The sequence below is a fragment of the Brevibacterium sp. H602 genome, assembly GCF_051172395.1.
Lineage (GTDB): Bacteria > Actinomycetota > Actinomycetes > Actinomycetales > Brevibacteriaceae > Brevibacterium.
The window spans coordinates 156,483-176,816 of record NZ_JBPIZD010000003.1 but is presented as its reverse complement, the minus strand read 5'-3'; the positions used below and the strand labels follow the sequence as shown (position 1 = coordinate 176,816).

Annotated in this window: 22 protein-coding genes; 12 read left to right on the top strand and 10 right to left on the bottom strand. The window is 65.3% G+C overall.

Translation table 11 applies throughout. From position 1 onward, the window contains the following. Window positions 1-45: 45 nt before the first annotated feature. Window positions 46-732, bottom strand: coding sequence for a TetR/AcrR family transcriptional regulator (locus ACSBQT_RS03975; protein ID WP_435000945.1), 687 nt, complete (start codon window positions 730-732; stop codon window positions 46-48). A 63-nt stretch (window positions 733-795) separates the two neighbouring features. Here ACSBQT_RS03975 and ACSBQT_RS03970 point away from each other — a divergent pair, with 63 nt between their 5' ends. The 5 genes from ACSBQT_RS03970 to crcB all read left to right on the top strand — a co-directional run bounded on the left by ACSBQT_RS03970 (window position 796) and on the right by crcB (window position 3,616). Next, window positions 796-1,551 carry an SDR family oxidoreductase gene (locus tag ACSBQT_RS03970; RefSeq protein ID WP_435000944.1) on the top strand — a complete coding sequence of 252 codons (756 nt, stop codon included), beginning with the start codon at window positions 796-798 and terminating at the stop codon, window positions 1,549-1,551. Window positions 1,552-1,620: 69 nt separating this feature from the next. After that, the gene (locus tag ACSBQT_RS03965; RefSeq protein WP_139469895.1) at window positions 1,621-1,950 is read left to right on the top strand and encodes a nuclear transport factor 2 family protein; all 330 of its coding nucleotides are present in this window, start codon (window positions 1,621-1,623) and stop codon (window positions 1,948-1,950) included. Window positions 1,951-2,202: 252 nt separating this feature from the next. Beyond that, entirely contained in the window at window positions 2,203-2,811 is a 609-nt protein-coding gene (locus ACSBQT_RS03960) for a universal stress protein (RefSeq protein ID WP_435000943.1), read from the top strand. Continuing rightward, window positions 2,808-3,242, top strand: coding sequence for a fluoride efflux transporter FluC (locus ACSBQT_RS03955; protein ID WP_435000942.1), 435 nt, complete (start codon window positions 2,808-2,810; stop codon window positions 3,240-3,242). Before ACSBQT_RS03960 ends, ACSBQT_RS03955 begins: the two co-directional genes overlap by 4 nt. Beyond that, the gene (gene crcB / locus ACSBQT_RS03950; protein WP_435000941.1) at window positions 3,239-3,616 is read left to right on the top strand and encodes a fluoride efflux transporter CrcB; all 378 of its coding nucleotides are present in this window, start codon (window positions 3,239-3,241) and stop codon (window positions 3,614-3,616) included. The genes ACSBQT_RS03955 and crcB overlap by 4 nt, the downstream gene beginning before the upstream one ends. 183 nt (window positions 3,617-3,799) lie before the next feature. Here the strand turns inward: crcB and ACSBQT_RS03945 are convergent, their stop codons facing one another. After that, window positions 3,800-4,876: an NADH:flavin oxidoreductase/NADH oxidase gene (locus ACSBQT_RS03945; RefSeq protein ID WP_435000939.1), complete on the bottom strand. Its 1,077-nt coding sequence runs from the start codon at window positions 4,874-4,876 to the stop codon at window positions 3,800-3,802. Between the two features lie 199 nt (window positions 4,877-5,075). Between ACSBQT_RS03945 and ACSBQT_RS03940 the strand changes: the two genes are divergently transcribed. Further along, the gene (locus ACSBQT_RS03940; RefSeq protein ID WP_435000938.1) at window positions 5,076-5,420 is read left to right on the top strand and encodes an ArsR/SmtB family transcription factor; all 345 of its coding nucleotides are present in this window, start codon (window positions 5,076-5,078) and stop codon (window positions 5,418-5,420) included. 72 nt (window positions 5,421-5,492) lie between these two features. Here ACSBQT_RS03940 and ACSBQT_RS03935 read toward each other — a convergent pair whose 3' ends face one another. From ACSBQT_RS03935 to ACSBQT_RS03910, 6 genes are all read right to left on the bottom strand, one after another. Continuing rightward, entirely contained in the window at window positions 5,493-6,938 is a 1,446-nt protein-coding gene (locus tag ACSBQT_RS03935; RefSeq protein ID WP_435000937.1) for an MFS transporter, read from the bottom strand. 127 nt (window positions 6,939-7,065) lie between these two features. Beyond that, complete coding sequence (locus ACSBQT_RS03930) at window positions 7,066-7,527, bottom strand: DUF3151 domain-containing protein (RefSeq protein WP_435000936.1); 462 nt, start codon at window positions 7,525-7,527, stop codon at window positions 7,066-7,068. 12 nt (window positions 7,528-7,539) lie between these two features. Beyond that, window positions 7,540-8,457 carry a hypothetical protein gene (locus ACSBQT_RS03925; protein ID WP_435000934.1) on the bottom strand — a complete coding sequence of 306 codons (918 nt, stop codon included), beginning with the start codon at window positions 8,455-8,457 and terminating at the stop codon, window positions 7,540-7,542. Next, entirely contained in the window at window positions 8,454-9,533 is a 1,080-nt protein-coding gene (locus ACSBQT_RS03920) for a glycosyltransferase family 2 protein (RefSeq protein ID WP_435000932.1), read from the bottom strand. Before ACSBQT_RS03920 ends, ACSBQT_RS03925 begins: the two co-directional genes overlap by 4 nt. Before the next feature lie 106 nt (window positions 9,534-9,639). After that, a complete protein-coding gene (locus tag ACSBQT_RS03915; protein WP_435000931.1) occupies window positions 9,640-10,593 on the bottom strand; it encodes a CHAP domain-containing protein in 954 nt (317 codons plus the stop codon). Between the two features lie 155 nt (window positions 10,594-10,748). After that, window positions 10,749-11,579, bottom strand: coding sequence for a CoA transferase (locus tag ACSBQT_RS03910; protein WP_435000930.1), 831 nt, complete (start codon window positions 11,577-11,579; stop codon window positions 10,749-10,751). Window positions 11,580-11,899: 320 nt separating this feature from the next. Between ACSBQT_RS03910 and ACSBQT_RS03905 the strand changes: the two genes are divergently transcribed. The 4 genes from ACSBQT_RS03905 to ACSBQT_RS03890 all read left to right on the top strand — a co-directional run bounded on the left by ACSBQT_RS03905 (window position 11,900) and on the right by ACSBQT_RS03890 (window position 16,426). Beyond that, the gene (locus ACSBQT_RS03905) at window positions 11,900-13,564 is read left to right on the top strand and encodes a sodium:solute symporter (protein ID WP_435000928.1); all 1,665 of its coding nucleotides are present in this window, start codon (window positions 11,900-11,902) and stop codon (window positions 13,562-13,564) included. A gap of 10 nt (window positions 13,565-13,574) precedes the next feature. Beyond that, window positions 13,575-14,492 carry a dihydrodipicolinate synthase family protein gene (locus ACSBQT_RS03900; RefSeq protein WP_435000927.1) on the top strand — a complete coding sequence of 306 codons (918 nt, stop codon included), beginning with the start codon at window positions 13,575-13,577 and terminating at the stop codon, window positions 14,490-14,492. Beyond that, on the top strand, window positions 14,489-15,658 hold the full coding sequence (locus tag ACSBQT_RS03895; protein ID WP_410709856.1) for an ROK family protein: 1,170 nt from the start codon (window positions 14,489-14,491) through the stop codon (window positions 15,656-15,658). The genes ACSBQT_RS03900 and ACSBQT_RS03895 overlap by 4 nt, the downstream gene beginning before the upstream one ends. An 81-nt stretch (window positions 15,659-15,739) precedes the next feature. After that, entirely contained in the window at window positions 15,740-16,426 is a 687-nt protein-coding gene (locus ACSBQT_RS03890; protein WP_410709855.1) for an N-acetylmannosamine-6-phosphate 2-epimerase, read from the top strand. Window positions 16,427-16,549: 123 nt separating this feature from the next. Here the strand turns inward: ACSBQT_RS03890 and nagB are convergent, their stop codons facing one another. Beyond that, window positions 16,550-17,332 (bottom strand): glucosamine-6-phosphate deaminase, encoded by a 783-nt coding sequence (gene nagB, locus ACSBQT_RS03885; RefSeq protein ID WP_410709854.1) that lies wholly within the window; start codon window positions 17,330-17,332, stop codon window positions 16,550-16,552. A 78-nt stretch (window positions 17,333-17,410) separates the two neighbouring features. Continuing rightward, complete coding sequence (locus tag ACSBQT_RS03880; RefSeq protein ID WP_410709853.1) at window positions 17,411-18,109, bottom strand: FadR/GntR family transcriptional regulator; 699 nt, start codon at window positions 18,107-18,109, stop codon at window positions 17,411-17,413. Between the two features lie 201 nt (window positions 18,110-18,310). On the opposite strand from ACSBQT_RS03880, the gene ACSBQT_RS03875 reads away from it, so the two are divergent. Together ACSBQT_RS03875 and ACSBQT_RS03870 are read left to right on the top strand one after the other, a co-directional pair. Next, entirely contained in the window at window positions 18,311-19,489 is a 1,179-nt protein-coding gene (locus tag ACSBQT_RS03875; protein ID WP_435000925.1) for an SPFH domain-containing protein, read from the top strand. 271 nt (window positions 19,490-19,760) lie between these two features. Further along, window positions 19,761-20,318 carry a MarR family winged helix-turn-helix transcriptional regulator gene (locus ACSBQT_RS03870; RefSeq protein ID WP_435000924.1) on the top strand — a complete coding sequence of 186 codons (558 nt, stop codon included), beginning with the start codon at window positions 19,761-19,763 and terminating at the stop codon, window positions 20,316-20,318. Window positions 20,319-20,334 lie beyond the last annotated feature (16 nt).

The window sequence follows — 20,334 nt, the reverse complement described above, 5'->3', positions numbered from 1 at the left end:
CCTCGGCCGAACAGGCGGGCGCGGCTGCCCGTTCGGCGACCGTTTTCAGACCTCGCCGAGGCGGCCGATCCATTGGATGAGGAGCTGAGTCTCCGTTTCGCCCAGGATGTCCGGATTCGCCGCAGCACGTTCGATGACAGCATGACCCAGACGACCGTCGCCCGGTTCGCTCTGTCCTGTTCCGGTGATGGCGGCGAGGACGCCTTCGCGGACGCCTGCTGAAAGTTCGGGATCGTTCCTGCCTTGAATGATCAGCCGCAGGGTGACGCCGATATTCGTGGCGAGCACATGAGCTGCCGCCTGCTCGTGGCCGACGACGAGCCGTCCGACCTGTTCCGCTTTGAGCGTCAGACCGCGCAGAATCTCGCTCGGCTTCGACTGTGCCTCGGGTGAATAGCCGGGTCTGACCTTGCCGTACATGAGGGTGTAGAAACCCGGATTCTCCAGTCCGAAGGCGACGTGAGCATCCCAGCCCAGACGCAGATCCTGAATCGGGTCGCCACTGGATTCGGTCGAGGATTTGGCCGACAGATACATGTCGAAGCCACGCTCGACGACGGCCTCGATCAGCCCCTGCTTATTGCCGAAGAAATGGTACAGAGTGGGCATCTTGACCCCCGCCGCGTCGCAGACCGCCCGCAGTGAGAAGTCCTCGCCGGGCGCAGCGGCGATGAGGTCAGCGGCCGCCTCGAGCAGCCGAGTCCGTGTATCCGTTGCCTCAACTTCTGTCATATCGCTATATTATAGTGTACCGTAGTTATAGTTCGATGTAACAACGATATGGAGATTGAGACCATGACCGAACAGACCCTTCAAGGCAAGACCGTCCTCATCGCCGGGGGCGGGAAGAACCTCGGCGGACTCATCGCCCGGCAGACCGCAGCAGCCGGAGCCGATGTCGCCATCCACTACAACTCGGAGTCAACGCGCCCGGAAGCTGAAGAGACACTCGCAGCCGTCGAATCCAGCGGCTCGAAGGGCGTCCTGCTCACCGGAGATCTCACCAAACCCGCCACTGTCGAGAAGCTCTTCGCCGATGCCGTCTCGGCACTGGGGTCCATCGATATCGCGGTGAACACGACTGGCAAGGTTCTGCGCAAGCCCATTGCGGAGACCACCGAGGACGAGTACGACGCGATGTTCGACATCAACGCGAAGGCCGCGTACTTCTTCATCAAGGAAGCAGGCAGACACCTTGCCGACAATGGGAAGATCGTCACCATCGTCACTGCCCTGCTCGCCGCGTTCACCGACGGCTATTCGACCTATGCCGGCGGCAAGAGCCCGGTCGAGCACTTCACCCGAGCCGCAGCGAAGGAATATGCCGACCGCGGCATCTCCGTCACCGCCATCGCACCCGGGCCCATGGACACTCCCTTCTTCTACGGTCAGGAGACTCCGGAACGAGTGGAGTTCCACAAATCGCAGGGCATGGGCAACCGTCTGACCCGGATCGAGGACATCGCACCGATCGTGCGATTCCTCGCCACGGAAGGCAGCTGGATCACCGGCCAGACGATCTTCGCCAACGGCGGCTACACCACTCGCTGAGGCAGACCCGACACTTCCGTCCTCTGAGCACCCATCCGACAACCACCTCTCAAAACCACAGGAGCACACATGTCAGATCTGCAGATTCCCGAACCCGTCGCCGGCTTCATCGACACCGTCAACGCTCACGATGACCAGGGTTTCCTCGACGCATTCACCTCTGACGGCGTCGTGGATGACTGGGGCCGCGAGTTCCAGGGCCGAGAGGCCATCAAGGCGTGGAGCGACAAGGAGTTCATCGGCGCAACCGGCATCCTCACGCCAGAGGAGGTCACCGTCGACGGAAACGACGTCATCGTCGTCGGCGATTGGCGTTCGACGCATGCCAACGGTCGATCATCATTCGCCTTCATCATCGACGGCGACAAACTGAGCCGGATGACGATCCGCGAAGGCTGAGGCCCAGCGAGCGCTGACACCCCAGCGAAAGGGCCGTCGGATGCCGGCCATCTTCGGATGCCGGCCATCCGACGGCCTTTTCGCTGCGACCCTGTGGCACAATATTGGTGTCGCGCCTGCGCGGCACGGCACGGCGGTGGGGCTCGCCGTACCCAACCTCGGCGCGGGACTCGTGCAGAAGCTCGAGACTCCGCAGACGACAACAGTCCCTACCTCGACCGGCTTCAGCATGCCCGAAAGGTAGGAGAGACCATGACCGCCAGCCCCGATCCGAGACATCGCGATCCGAAACATGACGGTCCACCGCGCGCCCGCATCATCCTCGGCGTCGTCCCCGATCAGCCCGCCGAGGTGATCGCCGCCGCCGCGGACTACGCCGCCCATTTCGACACCGAGCTCGTCTGCGCCCACGTCGACGACTCCCGCTGCACCGTTGAGACTCGTCCCGACGGCTCCGTGCTCTCGATGCCCATCGATCCGGACACCACCGACGAGGCAGCCACCGAGTTCGCCCCAGAACTCGAGCACCGCATCGCTGCCGCCCTGGCAGGGACACATGTGGCCTGGTCGACCCGCGCACTGGCGGGGTCGCCGGCGCAGGAACTCGACCGGCTCGCCGAGGCGCTCGATGCCCGCATGATCATCCTCGGCGTCCGTCGCGCAGGTGTCCGCGGCTCATTGCATGAGTTCTTCAACGGTTCGGTCGCGATCCAACTGTCAAGGCGCCAGCATCGCCCGCTCGTCGTCGTTCCGCTGGCAGCAGGCGCCGACGGCATGGATGCCCCCGAAGCTCCTGCAACGTCGCCGAGACCAGGCGCCTCCCCCGCTGCTGAACCTCTGACCGGCGAGGCCGGGCAGTGACCCGGCCGGTCCATCTGCGCCTGTCCTATCTGGGGCTCGCGTTCATCGGCGGCGTACTCGGAACCGCGGCACGCGAGGCGATCAGCCTGAGCCTGCCGCCCCTCGGCGGTGTGCCGTGGGCGATCCTCACGGTCAACATCCTCGGGGCGTTCCTGCTCGGCCTGCTGTTGGATTCCCTGGCGCGCAGCGGTCCAGATGACGGGTGGCGTCGCCGAACGCGGGTCCTGGTCGGCACCGGTTTCATGGGCGGATTCACCACGTACAGCGCACTGGCCGCGGATACGGCGGGCCTCCTCGGCGCGGATCCGGGCGGTGCGAGCAACCCCGGCATCGGTCTTGCCTACGCGGTGGGAACGGTACTCATCGGCGGTCTCGCCACGTTCGCCGGCATCGCCACGGCGACGACGCTGCGTCGAGGAGGTGCCCGATGACGCCGCTGGTCTTCATCGCCCTTGCCGCCGCCGGCGGGCTCGGCGCCTCATCACGAATGCTGCTCGACGGACTCATCAAGTCCCGCATGAGCACGGCCCTGCCGTGGGGGACGATCATCATCAATGTCTCGGGATCACTCGTGCTCGGACTGCTGACCGGACTGGCCGGTGCGAATCTGCTGCCGGAAGCCTGGCACCTGGTGCTCGGCACGGGATTCCTCGGTGGCTATACGACTTTTTCGACGGCGAGCTTCGAGACTGTTCGGCTTCTCCAGGAACGTCGCTGGGTCGCCGGCCTGGTCAACGGGCTTGGCACCCTCGTCTTCGCCACGGCGACCGCGGCGATCGGAATGTGGCTCGGCGGCCTGGCTTAGCTGCGACAGACCGTTCTGGACTCAGCCACATCTCCACACGCTCACCTTCGGCAAGGCGCTGTCCGCGCAGACGCCGAACGGCCCAGTTGAAGTCGAAGAACACACATTTGAACATGTGCTGTGCGACTTCAACTGGGCCGTCAGCGCATGAGCGCCGAGCCGCTCCAGCGAATTGAGCTCAGCTCACTTATACGCGCGGTGGTACTGAGCCGGGCGGTAGTCGATGTCGAAGCGCAGTGCGTCGGCGGCGCGCAGCGTGAAGTTCGGGTCGCGCAGATGCTCACGGCCCGCGAGGATCGCATCGGCCTGGCCGGTGGCCAGTATGTGCTCGCCCTGGAACGGTTCGCTGATGAGGCCGACGGCCGCGGTCGGCAGCCCCGATCCCTGGCGCACTCCGGCGGCCAGGGTCGTCTGGTAGCCGGGACCGACGGGAATCGACGCCATCACATTGCCGCCGGAGGAGACGTCGATGAGGTCGACGCCGTGTTCCTTGAGCCATCCGGCGACGTGGACGGTGTCGTCGAGTGTGAGCCCACCGTCGGTCCAGTCCGTTGCGGACAGGCGCACGAACACGGGAACGTCGTCGCCCACCTCGGCGCGGGTGGCATCGACGATCTCGAGCAGCAGTCGGGCCCGGTTCTCCAAAGTTCCGCCGTAGGAGTCGGTGCGCGTATTGCTCAGGGGCGACAGGAACTCATGGAGGAGGTACCCGTGTGCACCATGGATCTCGACGAAGTCGAACCCGGCCTCGATCGCCCGACGGGCCGAGGACCGGAAGGCCGCGACCACCTCGGCGATCTCCGTCTCAGTCAGAGCCCGGGGTTCGGCAAGACCCTCGAAGGCCAACGCAGACGGAGCCACGGTCTGCCAACCGCCCTGCTCGACCGGGACGCTGCCATCGCCGTCGGTCCCCCACTCGGGATATGTCGAGGCCTTGCGGCCCGCGTGGCCGAGCTGGATGCCGGCGGCCGCTCCCTGCGAGTGAAGGAAGTCGACGATGGGGGCGAAGGCGTCGCGCTGCGCGTCGTTCCACAGCCCCAGGTCCTTCGCCGAGATCCGCCCCTCCGGAGTGACGCCGGTGGCTTCGACGATGACGGCTCCCGCACCTCCCCTGGCCATCGCGCCGTAGTGGACGGTGTGCCATGGTGCGGGAACGCCGTCGAGATTCTCAACGGAGTACTGGCACATGGGCGGAACCCAGATGCGGTTGCGGAACGTGAGTCCGCGCAGGGTGAGCGGTTCGAACAGGAGATGAGACATAAGACCTCGTGATCTCGTCGAGAATGATCGTCCAGAAGTATGAGATTCTTCGTACTTCGGGTTCGCACTCTACTACGATGAATTTCGTACTACCAAATATTTCGTACAATGAAGGGATGCGGCGCTACCTGTGATCGGTGGCTGTTCAGATGACATCCACCGACGCTGATCGACGCGATGGCGAGATGGGAGGATCCAGATGCGCACACTCGACCACCCCAGCAGGGACGAGATGAGACTCGACACCGTCCTGGCCGCCCTCGCCGACCCGGTCCGCCGCACCGTCGCCTGCAAGCTCAACGACGCATTCGGCGATCATGCGTGCGCGACCTTTGAGTTGCCGGTGTCGAAGTCCACGGCGACCTACCACTTCCGCACTCTGCGCGAAGCCGGCGTGATCCGACAGGAATATGAGGGCACGAAGATCATGAATACCCTGCGCAAGGACGATCTCGATGCCCGCTTCCCCGGCCTCCTCGACGCCGTGTTCGCCGCCCAGGACATCGAACGCGCCGAGGCAACCGCCACTGAATCTCGCGACTGACCCGGCCGAGTCGCCTCCGCCCAGACGTGACCGAAACGGTCGGGCGAGGCACTCCCCTGCGCAAGACCGGCCTCAGCTCCTGACCGGCTGCCCTTCCTGCCGGGCCTTAGCCCGACCGCGGGCAAGATCGACCAGTCCGATGATTCCGGCGAAGACGATGACGAGCGCAATGAACCCGAAGCCCGCCACGATGGCGGCGCCGTAGCCGGCCATCGGCTGGACGACGAAGAACACGGCGGTGACGATTGCGATGCCGATGGCCGTGCCCACCCGCTGCCCGGTCTGCATCACACCGCCCGAGCTGCCCGCATACTCGACGGGCACCTCAGCCAGAGTGAGCGTCTGATTCGGGCTGATCGCCATGCCCTGCCCGAGGCCGGTGACCCCGAGAGTGAGGAGCAGCCACCAGATGCTGATCCCCCAGGCCTCATGCGCCAGCACGAGGAGCGCCGAGGCGACGACCCCGGTCAGACCGATTGCGACCCCGAGGACGACCATCTTCCGGCCGAAGGTGAGCACGACACGGCCGGCCGCCTGTGCTGCGATCGCCGAGAGCAGCGCCGAGGGCAGACCGACGAGGCCCGCGTGGAGGGCGGGGAATCCGAGACCGTTCTGCAGATAGAGCGCCACGATGACCCAGATGCCGGGCATACCGACGAAATACATGGACGTCAGCGACGCCCCGTAGGCGAAGCTGCGCGTCCGGAACAGCTGCATGTCGACCATCGGTGATCCGCCTCGGCGGGAGTATCGGTTCTCCCACCGCACCCACAGCCAGACGACGGCGACGCCGACCGGGACGAGGGCATAAATCCAAGCACCTGCGCTGCGCTCGAGGAAGGGCAGCATGACCAGCAACGTGCCCACGCCGAGCAGAACGAGCCCGACCGGATCGAAGTCGGCGCGGCGTCGGCCATCCGAATCGGACTCGGTGCCGGTGCCGATCCAGGCGCTCTTCGGCAGCCAGAAACGGCCGAGGATGATTGCGGCCAGGGCGATCGGCACGTTGATGAGGAACGCCGAACGCCAGCCCCACTCGTCGCCGAGAACAGCGATGAGTCCGCCGCCGAGCACGGGGCCGATGCCCACGGAGACGCCGACGATCGTGCCGAACATCCCGTAGGCGCGACCGCGCACCTTGCCGTGGAAGTACTGCTGGAGCATCCCCACCCCCTGGGGGCTGAGCAGGCCGGAGCCGAGGCCCATGACGACACGGGCGACGTTGAGCACGAGCGGGTCCGGGGACAGACCCGAGATGAGGGAGCCGAGGGCGAAGACACTGACGCCGATGACGAAGAGCCGACCACGTCCGAAGAGGTCTCCGGCTCGGCCGGCGGCGACGAGGAGCACGCCGAAGGCGAGCGTATAGCCCGAGAGCACCCATTGGATCGCCGAGTTCGAGGCCCCGATCGAGCGCTGCATGTCGGGAAGGATGACATTGACGATCGAGACGCTCAGGAGCGACATGAACATCGGGACGAGCATCACCGCCAGGATCTTGCGCTGCTCTGCCGTCATGACTGTCTCGGAAACATTACCCATTCATATAGTTCTACGCCGCCCTGCCGACAAGCACAATCGGCCTCCGAGGTGCGTTTGCTCACGCACTACGGAGGCCGATGTGTCCGAAAAAGCTGCGGCGGGTCTACTCCCCGCGGCCGATGGCCTCCACTGCCGTCGGATCTGACGAGTGCAGGAACTCTTCGATGCGGGCGGCTTCCTCACCTTCACCGATCGCGCCGGCGGCACGGCCGAGGGCGTAAAGCGCGCGGAGGAATCCGCGGTTGACTTCGTGCGAGTACGGGATCGGTCCGGCGCCGCGCCATCCGGCGGCACGCAGGGCGTCGAGTCCGCGGTGGTAGCCGACGCGGGCGTAGGCATAGGCGTCGACGAGGCGGCCCTCCTTGTGCGCTTCATCCGCGAGTTCCGCCCAGGCCAGGGAGGAAGCCGGCAGTGCCGCGGCGACGTCGATGGGCTCTTCACCTGCGTCGATGCGCTTGCGAGCGTCGACGTCGGGGTGATCATCGGGCAGGTAGGTCGGCTGCGGGCCGAGCTGGCTGGCATTCAGATTCCCGATATGCGATGGGTTGCCGATGGGCTGAGTCATTGCGTCTCCTTCTTAGTCGGTCTTCACTTCGGACGGCAGGATCTTGTACGGGTTCTCGCTCAGCGCGCCGGTGACCCCGGCGTCGGCGAGGCTCTCGAGCTGCTTCTTGTCCTTGACTCCGGTGGCCCAGACGGCCAGGTCGACTCCGGTCCATTTCTCTGCGGCATCGGCCTCGACAGCCAAGGCCGTGTACCCGTCGCTGGACAGCGACTCGTTCCCGGTAGCTGTCACGTCTCCGGTGAACATGGCGCCAACGCCGGCATCGGCGGCGGCGCGGGCCACCTCGGCGTCATCGGTGCGCACGAGCGTCGAGTCCTCGAGCCCCGCCTCGGTGATGGTCTTCAATGCCGGGGTGGCCACCTCGGCGGAATCGATGGCGGGCAGGAATACTGTGTCCCCGCCGAACTCGTCGACGATCTGATCCCAGGTCATGGGCTCACTGGGGCTCGTGTTCTTGCGGGCCGGTTTGATGGTCTGGTCGAGGAATTCCGCGGAGTCGAGCTCGTCGAGGGACTTCTTCAGGCCCATGTCCTCGGCCGCGGTCTCCGGGTTCGCGGCGACGATCGTGCCGTCGCCCAACGCCGACAGAGTGGGCGCGGGCAGGTAGCCGAACTTCACGTTCTCGGTGAAGGCGAGCTTCGAGTTCGCCGGGTACACCGAGGATCCGCCGTCGAGGGCGCCCACGGCCGGTGGGTTGAGCGAATCGACCGTCAGTTGGTCGTCGGAACCGAAGATGTTCATCGCGAACACACCCGCGACGAGGAGGACAACGATGGCGCCGGCCCACAGGGGTGCGTTGAATTTCTTCGGCGCGGGACGCTCGGGCACGGGAATCCGCTCGCGGGATTCGGGATCGACGCTCGGCAGCGGATCAGTGGTGCCGCGGCCGTATCGGTCCCGGTGGGCCCGGCTCGGCTTCTTCTTGCTCATCGACTGCCATCCTTCGTCGTTCCGGCTCCGGTGACGAGTCCCCGGAGGAACCCGGCGCCCCAGCACAGGTGCATGGTCGGCAGGACGATGCCGAACCAGAATCGCTCGCGTCGTCCGCAGTCCTTCGCCGCCGAGGCGGTCGCCAGGATTCCGGCGATGTAGCCGAAGCTGGGCACGTGGATCAGCGAGGTGAAGCGGCGGAGGAACTTCGGCCACCGCTTCGTCGATCCTGACAGCTGGAGCAGGGTCTCGATCACGGCCGCACTCATGCCGAGCACGAGCAGCGGCGGGGCGAAGTAGCGGATGGAGTTCTGCGATCCGTAACGGCGGATGAGTTCGGCCCGCCAGATTCCGGTGGCCCAGAACTGCTGCGCGATCTTCGACCACGTGCCGCGCGGCCAGTACGTGACTTCCATGTCCGGGTTGAACCAGATGCGGCCGCCGGCGGAGCGGATGCGCAGGTTGAGTTCCCAGTCCTGACCGCGTTTGATGCCTTCGTCGAATCCGCCGAGGTGGTCGAACACTTCCCGACGGTAGACGCCGAGGTAGGCCGATTCGGCTTCCTGCGCCTCGTCGCCGGAGTGGTAGGCGGGACCGCCGAGGCCGACCGGGGACATGTATGCCCGCGCCACGGCCTTCTGGAAGGAGGTCTTGCCACGGGCGAGCATGAGTCCGCCGCAGTTCGCGGCCTTCGTCTCACGCAGGGTGTCGATGGCCTGCCGAGTGTAGTCGGCGCCGAGCCCGGAGTGCGCGTCGACGCGGATGATCACCGGGTGGCGGGTCGCGGCGATAGCGAGGTTGAGTCCGATCGGGGTCGCGGCCTGCGGATTGTCGACAGTCTGGATCCGCGGGTCGCGGGCGGCCATCGTTTCGATGATGGCGTTCGTATCGTCGGTCGAGGGGCCGAGGGCGAGGACGATCTCCTTGTCTCCGTCATACTCCTGCGCGAGGATCGTGGTGATCGCCTGTTCGATGTGCTCGGCCTCGTTGAGGACCGGCATGATGAAGGAGACTCCGGGCTTCTCGTTAAGCGGCGGAAGGCCCTCCGGGGTCAGGATCTCAAGTACTTTCGACACGCCCTCAATCTTCCCACACGCGCGAATGCTCGGTCTTGAGGGGGCATACAGGTGGGGCCCTGCATGCACCGGGCCCCACCTCCGTCAGCGCGTCAATGCCTGACCTTCAGCACTTCTTCGTCACCGGTTTGTTCGACCCGGTGTTGAGGTCAACATCGGCGGCGTAGTAGCCGTCAGAGATCTTGTACCAGAGGTCATCCCAGCCGCCCTTGAACGAAGCGCTGTAATAGCCCTTGACCTTCTGGCCGCGGACATAGCACTTGAGAGTCAGCTTGCTGCCCTTCGCGTACCAGCCCTTCTGTGTCGACTTCAGTGTCGCCTTCGACATCTTCTGGGTCTTGACCATCACCTTCCCGGTCACGGCCTTGGGCGGCGCGGGCTTCGACGAAGCCTTCTTGAAGGTGATGAAGTTTGAGGGCCAACCGAGGTGAGCATCAGGACCGATGTTCTTCTTGCCTTTGCGAAGCACTGAACGGCCAGACATACTGGCGAGTCCTTTGACACCGTAGCCTGATTCCGAAACATAGACGGTCTTACCGTCGGCACTGACCCAATCGACATAAGCGACGTGTCCGTAACCGGGGCCGTTCCACTGCGCGATCGATCCGACCGTCGGAGTCTTGCTGACCTTCAGCCCCTTCTTCTTCGCAGCCGCAGCCCATTGGTTTGCATTGCCGAGGTTGCCCGGGTTCTTCTTCTTATCTTTCGATAGCCTGAATGCCGCATAGTTAGTGCAATTGTTGCCGTATTTGTCCTTCGGATATCCCCATGTTGACTTTCCGCTGTAGCCGAACCGAGTTATGCATGCCTTCGAGTACTTCTTGTAACAGTTCCACGCGGATTGTCTCATCGGAGCTTTCGATGTCTTCGCTGCCGCCGGAGCAGCTTCGACCGTGGCCGAGACGACGGAAAGTCCCGTCATTCCTGCAACGAGTGCTAGTGCGAGCAGTATGCCGATCACGGCACGCTTGCTGATGGCAATCATAATGATCCCCCAGGTGAGATGAATAGAATGTTCGCGAAATAGGACTATCCTGGGGTAATCGCGCTCATAGGTCACAATGCATCAGTGGGAAGTGCTCAGCGGCAGAAGTATCGTCGTTCCCGGTTCAGGTTGAGCTCAGTAAATCATCACGATTGAGACTCGACAAGTCATTTTCAGTCACAACTACGTCACATGAAGTGGGCGCCGAGCTCACATGCTCGCCGAGGCGGTCAGCCCGCCCGGACCGCCTCGATGGGCAGGTCGTGCTCTGCGGCGAATTCCACCCAGTGCGCGGTCGGTTTCCCGGCGAACGTGCTCTCGAGCACGGCCTCCTCGGTGCCGATGTGCGCCGCCAGCGCCTTCGCGAAATGGGGCTCGAGGCAAGCGACGGCCACGTGCCCATCGGAGGTCGGGTAGGTCCGGTAGAACGGTGATCCCCCGCCGAGGTGGCCCCCGGGTGAGCTGAGACCGTGCCGTGCCGGTCCTGCCGCCCATGCGGCAGCATCATCGAGGACGATCCGCTTGACGATGCCGCCGGCGGCACCCAGCTGCTCCTTCTGGCGCAGACCGGCGAGCGCCTCGAGGGCGGCGTGTTCGCCGCCGAGGACGTCGGCGACAGGCACGGTCGGCATCGTTCCGGGCACGAGTGTGGAATGTGCCGCCTGATAGGTGAGGTCGTGACCGGGCACATCGGCGCGGTCACCGGCGAAGCCGACGATCTCGACATGGACGAGTCCGTGCTGTTCGACGAACTCGGGCAGGCCGAGAGCAGCGGCGGCTCGCGGTCTCATCGCCGTCAGCAGCACCTGGGCATCGGCGGCGAGGGCCTCGAGCTCTGCCTCGCCGGCGGGATCCTTGAGGTCGATTCTGCGGATGTCCTGGCCGACGGTCAGTTCTCGGTAGTATTCGGGCACAGCGGCATCGAGAGGGTCACCGGTCAATGGTTCGATCTTGATGACTTCGGCTCCGAGTGCGCTCAATCGGGCGGCGGCCAAAGGGCCGGGCAGGTTCACGGCGAGACTGATCACCGTGACTCCGTCAAGTGGCTGCTGGTCGGGCACCGTGTCTCCTCGTATTCGGCCATGGAAGCGGCTCACAGCACGACTGCTGCACGTCATCGTATTTCACCGAATGTATTGGAAACTGAAAGAGTGTTCAATAAGGGGCGTCCGAATGTCGCAGGCCCCTCACGATCTACCCGCCCTCACCTGCGCGGATAGCACATCCGCCGCCTGCCGGGTTGTGCCGTGCCGCACATTCCCGTACATTCACAACATAGGACATCATACGTCTTACGTGTTGGTCTTCTATGTCAGATGGGACTTCCGCTCGCACTCACGCCCGCGCCGGTCCCCTACGTTCATCCACGTGAGGAGGGAGCATGGACGCTCCGGGACTCGGCGGCCTCAACTGGGCCGTGATCATCATCTACCTCTTGGCCACCCTCGGCATCGGAGTCTGGTTCACCAGGCGAGCCAGCGGCGGAACAGAGGAGTTCTTCAAGGCCAGCGGGCGGATCCCGGCCTGGGCGGCGGGCTTCTCCATCTACGCGACGACGCTGTCGGCGATCACGTACATGTCCACGCCCGAGCAGGCCTTCCTCAGCGACTGGTCCTATGCGGCCGGCAACATCGCGATCTTCGCGATCGTCCCCCTGCTCGTGATCTTCTACATCCCCTTCTTCCGCAAGCTCGACGTCACCACGGCATATGAGTACCTCGAGGAGCGCTTCGGCCCGAGCATCCGCGTGCTCGGCTCCGTCCTCTTCGTCCTCTTCCACATCGGCCGCGTCGCCATCGTCATCTACCTGCCGACACTGGCCATCAGCTCGGTCACCGACATCAACCCGGCGCTCGTCGCCGGAGCCGTCGGCGTGCTCTCGGTCGTCTACACCTTCCTCGGCGGCATCGAAGGCGTCATCTGGTCCGATGTCGTTCAGGGCATCATCCTCCTCGTCGGCGCGGCGGTCATCCTCGTCTTCGGCGTCATGGCCATCGACGGAGGGCTCGGCACGGTCGCCGCCGACGCTGCGGCCGATGACAAGTTCATCTCCGCCGACAACTGGAAGTTCGGCGGAGCCGCAGCGGCCATCCCGATCGTCTTCCTCGGTTCGGTCTTCAACAACCTGCATCAGTACACGGCCAGCCAGGACGTCGTCCAGCGCTACCAGACCACGGATTCGCCGAAGTCGACGGCCCGTTCGCTCATCGTCAACGGCTTCCTCGCCCTGCTGACGATCCCGCTGTTCTACGGCATCGGCACCGTGCTCTACAGCTTCTACCAGCACTCGGAGGCTCTGCCGGAGGGCTTCAACACCTCGGCGCTCGTGCCCTACTTCGCGGTCACTGCCCTGCCGGCCGGCATCTCGGGTCTGCTCATCGCCGCGATCTTCGCCGCCGCACAGTCGACGATCTCCTCGAGCCTCAACTCGATCTCGGCCTGCGTGACCGTCGACATCCGCGACCGCTTCTTTCCGCCCAAGGATGGCCAGCCTCGCACCGGAGTCGGCTTCTCCCGTGCCGTCATCGTCATCGTCGGTGTCCTGTCCGTCGGGGTTGCGCTCTACCTCGCGGCGACCGATCAGGCCCAAACCTGGGACCTGTTCCTCTCGATCACCGGACTCTTCGGTGTCCCGCTGGCCGGCGTCTTCGCACTCGGCATCTTCACGAAGCGGGCGAACACCTCGGGAGTGCTCGCCGGCCTCCTGCTCGGTGCCGCACTGGCCTGGATCGTCCAGGAACAGGCCGGGCTCACACCGTTCGCCGTCTCCGCGGTCGCGTTCATCGCCGCCATGGTCTTCGGCTACCTCATCTCTCTGCTCACCGGAGCGATGCAGACCGGCCGCAGCGACCACGATGTGCTGCCGCTGACGATCTACGGAAAGCGCTCGGCCTACACTCGCCGAGTCCCCACCGAACCTGCCCGGGAGCCCGCCGCATCCGTGGCCTCCTCCCCCGCGGTCTCCGCCGACTCTGCCCCGCCGAACGGATCGGCTCCGGCCGACCCCGGGGCCACCTCGGCGAGCAACAGCAAGAACGACAAGTAAGGACACGACCATGACTGACTTCCACGGAATCATCCCGCCGCTGCTGACCCCGCGAACCTCCGACGGTGAGGTCGACCGCGCCGGGCTGGCCGCCCTCGTCGACCACCTCGTCGCCGGCGGTGTACACGGAATCTTCGTGCTCGGGTCCTCCGGCGAGGTCCCGTACCTGACGAACGCCGAGCGTGACCTCGTCCTCGAGACCGCGATCGAGGCCGCCGCCGGCCGGGTGCCCGTCCTCGTGGGCATCAGCGAGCAGACGACGACCCGGGTCCTCGAAGAGGCCGACCGCCTGCTGGCCATCGGCGGTGACGCAGCCGTCGTGACCACGCCGTTCTATGCTCTGTCCGATGCCGCCGAGGTGGAGCGCCACCTCCGCGCCGTCGCCGCCCATATCAGCGTGCCCCTGTTCGCCTATGACGTGCCCGTGCGCACGCATATGAAGATGCCGCTCGACGTCCTCGTCCGCCTCGCCGAGGAGGGCGTCATCGCCGGAGTCAAGGATTCCTCCGGTGATGATGTCGGCTTCCGCCGGCTGCTCCTCGCAACGAAGCACCTGCCCGACTTCGCCGTCTTCACCGGCCACGAGGTGGTCACCGACGGTGCGATGCTCGGCGGCGCGGCGGGCATCGTCCCCGGGCTCGGCAATGTCGACCCTGCCGGATATGTGCGCATCTATGATGCGGCGAAGGCCGGCGACTGGCAGGCCGCAGCTGCCGAGCAGGACCGTGTGGCGGCGCTGTTCGACATCACCGGAGCCGCGACCCCGGGTCGCGTGTCCGCTGGTGCGGCCGGCCTCGGCGGGTTCAAGACCGCCCTGCAGCTCATGGGCGTCATCGGTTCGAACCGGATGGCCGAGCCGATGGAAGCGCTCAACGCCTACGAGGCCGAGCGCGTCCGCGAAATCGTCGCCGCCGCAGGACTGCTGTGACCCTGCCCGCCACCGTCGCCGTCGATGTCGGAGGCACGAAGATCCGTGCCGGTTCCGTCATCGACGGCGAACTTGCGCACGTGCGCAGCGTGCCGACGCCCGCGATCGCAGGTGCCCAGGCGGTACTCGACACAATCGCCGAGGTGGCCGCCGCCGTCATCGTGGAGACGTCGGGTTCGCGTGGCGCCGAGTCCGGCTCGGGTGGGTCCGACCCCGGTGGCGGGGTTGCCGTTGGCACCAGCCTTGAGTCGGCCGTTAGCGGCGAGCCCGCCGGTCTCGGCGAGGCCGGATCGCATTCCGATTTCGCGTGGCGGATCGGCGTCGGCGCGGCCGGGGTCATCGACACGACGACGGGGGCCGTGGTCTCGGCGACGGATTCCCTGCCCGGGTGGGCCGGAACAGACGTGGTCTCCGAACTCACCGCCCGCACCGGCCTACCCGTGCGCGCCGTCAACGATGTGCACGCTCATACCCTCGGCGAGGCGGCTGCCGGAGCCTCCACCGGTACGCAAAGTTCGCTGCTCGTCGCGGCAGGCACCGGTATCGGTGGCGGGTTCATCAGTGGTGGCCGCTTGCTCACGGGCCGGAATTCGGCCGCCGGGCATATCGGACACGTACCTTCTGCAGCAGCGGCCGGACTGGACTGCCCCTGCGGCGGCAACGGCCACGTCGAAGCCATCGCTTCGGGTCCGGCTATTCTCGAGACTTACCGGCGTTTGGTCGAAGGATCGACCGAGCCCGGCCACGGGCAATCGGAACGTGCGGCACAAGGGCAGTCTCCCGTCTCAAGCCCCGCCTCAGCGAAACCGTGCGACTCCTTCACCCCAACTTTCACGCCCGCGCCGGTCCCGGCGAACACCCGAGAATTGGCGGCGGCCGCCTCGGCGGGGGATGCATTGGCGCTTCGCGCCTTCGACATCGGGGCGCGTGCCCTCGGCTCGGCACTCGGTGGGATCGTCAACGTGCTCTCCCCCGAGGTCGTCGTCATCGGCGGCGGACTCGCCGATATGGACGAGACCTGGTGGGCACCTCTGCGCGAGGCTTTCGCCGCGGAACTCATCCCCGCCACCTCCGGAACCCGGCTGGTGAAGGCAGAATTGGGGCAGGACGCCGCGCTCATCGGCGCTGCCGGCCTCTGGAATGACGCGCCTGGCCAGAAGCACTGAGACGCTTCCCTCCTGTCAAACCAACACACTGACGAACTCGCCGAACGGCGAGGAGAACCGCCAGAAGAAGGAGACTCACTGATGCTGTCGAAGACCGAGATCCTCGAGGCGCTGCGGGGACGGCTCATCGTCTCCGCTCAGGCCTATCCGGGCGAGCCGATGCGCGATCCGAGGACGATGGCGCAGGTGGCGGCCTCGGCGGTCAGCGGAGGAGCATCTGCCGTACGAGTGCAAGGTCTCGGCGACATTCAGGCAACCCGCTCGGCCGTCGACGTCCCGGTCATCGGGCTGTGGAAGGACGGCAAAGACGGAGTCGTCATCACCCCGACCTTTCAACACGCGTATGCAGTGGCTCTGGCTGGATCCCACATCGTCGCTCTCGATGGGACGCGGCGGGAACGACCCGACGGACTGAGCCTGGCCGAGACGGTCGAACGCCTCCACGAGCAGACGAACGCCCTGGTCATGGCCGATTGCGGCAGCCTTGACGATGCAAAGGCAGCGGCAGATGCAGGAGCGGACATCGTCGGCACGACTTTGGCCGGGTACTCGGGAGAACGACCGGCCACCGAAGGCCCCGACCTCGAGCTCATCAGTGCCATCCGCGCGGCGGAACTGCCTGCGCTGCTCGTCGCCGAGGGCCGCATCCACACCCCGTTGCATGCCTCCGCCGCCCGTGAAGCCGGCGCCGACGCCGTGGTCGTGGGCACCGCGATCACGCACCCCTCGACGATCACCTCATGGTTCACCGAGGCCGTCGAGGGCTGAGTTCACGAGTCAGCTGCCCGGGCTGAGTTCGCAGGTAAGCGGCCCGGGATGAGCTGACCGGCTACCCGCCCGGGTTGATCTCGCTCCGAGGCCCCGCCAGTTGCCTGCCCAGGCCGAAATCGCTCAGAGGCTCTGCCACTCCGGCTTGTTCTCATACGCGTGGCGGTAATAGTCGCCGAGCTGCAGCCTCGACGCCGCCGCATCATCGAGCATGACAGTGACATGCGGGTGCATCTGCAGCACGGTCGCCGGCCACATCGCCGAGATCGGCCCTTCGACCATCTGATGCACTGCCTCGGCCTTGTTGCCTCCGGTCGCGACGAGCACGAGATGCTTCGCTTCCATGATCGTGCCCAACCCTTGGGTCAGGCACAGTTTCGGCACCTGCTCGACGTCGCCGTCGAAGAACCGCGCATTGTCGAGCCGGGTCTGGTGCGTCAGGGATTTCACCCGCGTCCGCGAGGCCAGGGATGATCCGGGTTCGTTGAACGCGATGTGACCGTCGCTGCCGATCCCGAGGATCTGCAGGTCGATCCCGCCCGCCTCGGCGATCTCCCGTTCATAGTCCGCCGAGGCGGCCGCCAGGTCATCGGCGGATCCCTCGGGACCGTGGACGGCCCCCTCGGCGAAATCGACTCGAGTGGCGATCTCGGCGTCGATGACGTTGCGATAGCGCTGCGGATGGTCGTCGGCGATGCCGACGTATTCGTCGAGCATGAACGCCTGCGCGTGGGCGAAGGACAGACCCTCGTTCTTGTGGCGGGTGGTCAGCTCGTCGTAGATGCGCAGTGGGCTCGACCCGGTGGCCAGGCCGATGACCGGTGCGGTTTCGGTGCGCAGCAACCGCTCGATCGCGTCGGCGGCGAGCTCCGCTAGCGTGTATTCGTCGGCGATGACGACTTCCATGTGGTCTCCTTCGGCGTACTGCGGTCTGAATTCGGCGCTGCCCCGGTCGGTTGTGCGGGCGTCTCTGCCTTCAGTCAATCACTTCTGTTCGAGGGCCCGCATGATCGGCTCATAGTGGGCGGTGATCGCGGCTCGGAAGGCCTCGGCATCGCCGGATTCTGCCGCTTCGAGCATGAGGCCGTGGGCACGGGCAGTCTGTTCCAGGTCGGAAGCCACGGCGACGTTGAGTTTAGGCAGGACGGCGGTGTGCACGTCCCAGAAAGCAGCGACGAGTTGGCCGACGAGCGAGTTTCCGAGCTTCGCGAGCAGTCCCGTGTGGAAGGCGCGATCCTGCTGCGGGAAGGTCTTGCCGTCAGCGGCGAGCGCGGTCATCTCGTCGACCAGGTCCTTGAGCTCGGAATTCTCCGTGCCGTTGAGGACGTGGACGATCTGTTCGGACATTCCGTGGTCGAGGGCCTTGCGCACTTCGACGACATCGCGCAGTGCGTCGAGGTCGTCGCCGGGGCTGAGCACACCGCGGAAGACGAGGGCTTCGACGAGCGCGTCGAGCGTCATCTCGCCGACGTAGGTGCCATGACCGTGCCGGACGTCGACGATGTCGAGGGTCGAGAGCTTGCGGATGGCTTCCCGGACGTTCGACCGCGAGACGCCGAGGCGGGTGCACAGTTCGCCTTCGGTCGGCAGCAGGTCTCCGGGACGCAGACCATCGGAGAGGATGAGATCCTTGATTCTGTCGGAGGTCGTCACTTTCCGTCCGGTCTCTGTCGGCTCCGCCATGATCACCTTCTGCTGGTCGTTCTACGCTGAGCCTCCATTATACGTCTGACATCAGATGTTCCGGCAGTCGTTCTTCGATGTCGAGACACTTGGGCCGTGACGCCAACCGACCTTGGCATATGCGGATGTCGTCCTGGCTACTAGGGTGGTAGTCACAGGCGGTCGTTCGGCGGCCGAAATCTACGACGCATTGGAGCACCCATGACTGGATTGGTGGCCACATTCGCCATAATCATCGTCATCCTCATCATCGCCGTTCTGCTTTTCGGCAAGCTGCGCACCAGCATGTTCTTCACGGTGAAGACGCAGGAGAACGTCATCGTCGAGCGATTCGGCAAGTTCAAGAAGGTGGCGAAGCCAGGACTGAACACGAAGGTGCCGTTCATCGAGACGACGAGTCGGCCGATCTCGCTGCGCGTCCAGCAGCTCGAGGTCAACATCGAGTCGAAGACGAAGGACAACGTCTTCGTCACCGTTCCCGTCGCCGTCCAGTACGTCGTCGAAGAGAACAATGTCGCCGACGCCTACTACAAGCTGGCGAATTCCGAGGAGCAGATCCGCTCCTACGTCTTCGACACCGTTCGTTCGGCACTGTCGGGCCTGACTCTGGACACGGCGTTCGAGTCGAAGGACGATATAGCGGAGAACGTCGAGGGCCGGCTCTCGGAATCGATGAAGCGCTACGGCTTCAAGATCGTCAGTAGCCTGGTCACAGATATCACCCCGGACCCGAAGGTCCGCGATTCGATGAACTCGATCAATGCCGCACAGCGTGACCGCGTCGCCGCTCAGTCGCTCGCCGAGGCGGACAAGATCAAGCGCGTCACCCAGGCTCAGGCGGAGTCCGAGGCGATGCGCCTCCACGGTGAGGGTGTCGCCGCTCAGCGCAAGGCGATCGCGACGGGTATCGCCGAGCAGTACGCGAAGCTGCAGGAGGTGGGCATCGACAAGACGGCCGAGCAGCTGCTGATGATGACCCAGTACTTCGACACCATGCAGAACGTCGCTCAGGAGGGCCGGTCGAACGTGCTGTTCATGCCCTCGAACCCGGGCGGCCTCGGCGAGATGGGCCAGGAGATCCGCAACGCCCTGTTCGCCGCCAACGCCGCCGAGGATGGGGCGACCTTCACGGCGCCCGAGAGCAGGTACACCTCGAGCCACCGCTCCGAGCAGGCCAGCGTTCCCCCGCAGCCGTCCAACCCGCCGAGCTCGGGCGGCTCCAATGGTTCCGACGGCTCGGGTCATGACGGTCGGTCAGGTGGCCCCGGAGGTTCCGGCCAGTCGCGCGGCCAGTCCGTTCGCTCTGCAGCCCAGTCGGCGCGGGAGGCTGCTCAGCAGTGGAAGAACGGCCAGCAGCCGCCGCAGAATCCTCAGCAATAGAACCCCCTCCAACAACAGCATCACCCACCCGGCGCCTCGCACCGTCCCGCTCCCACGGGAGGAAAAGGCGCGAACGGTGAATGATGCCCGCGGGCTGGGGCGTTAAGCCACTAACGGTGATGGATGCCGGCCACGCAGGCGGCAAGCCACGCAAAGGGGCGGGCGAAGAGAGATCTTCACCCGCCCCTCCGCTGTGTTCACCGCGATCCCTGCTCACCCGCATTTCGATAAATCAGTTGTGCACAATTGAATTGTGTGCAATCATTTTCGTATGAACGCGCTCGACCTCGACAGGCAGCTCTGCTTCGCCCTCTATTCGGCGTCGCGAGCGATGACCGCGTCGTACAAGGACCTGCTTGCCGAACTCGGCATCACCTATCCGCAGTATCTGGTGATGCTCGTGCTGTGGGAAGAGGGCTCCAACGACGAGGGTGTGACGGTCAAGCGCCTCGGCGAGCGTCTGCAGCTCGACTCGGGCACGCTCTCCCCTCTGTTGTCACGACTCGAATCGCTCAGCTTCGTCACTCGCCATCGTTCCGCCGAGGATTCGCGCAGAGTTCTCGTCCGCGCCACTGCCGAGGGCGCAGCGGCCAAAGAACGCGCCGAATGCGTACCGGCCCGGATCGGCGAGCGCACGAATCTCGACCCCGCGTCGATGCCCGAGCTGCTGGAGACTCTGCGCGCACTGACGAGGAACCTGCGCGCGGAACCCGCGCCCGTCGAGTCCCCCGACCCCCCCTGCCGCACCTTTGAACTCGCACCGCGCATCTGCATTGACAGTGCGCCACTGAACCCGTACTGCACCACCGACCCCACCGATCACCACTGATCCGACAATGCACCAA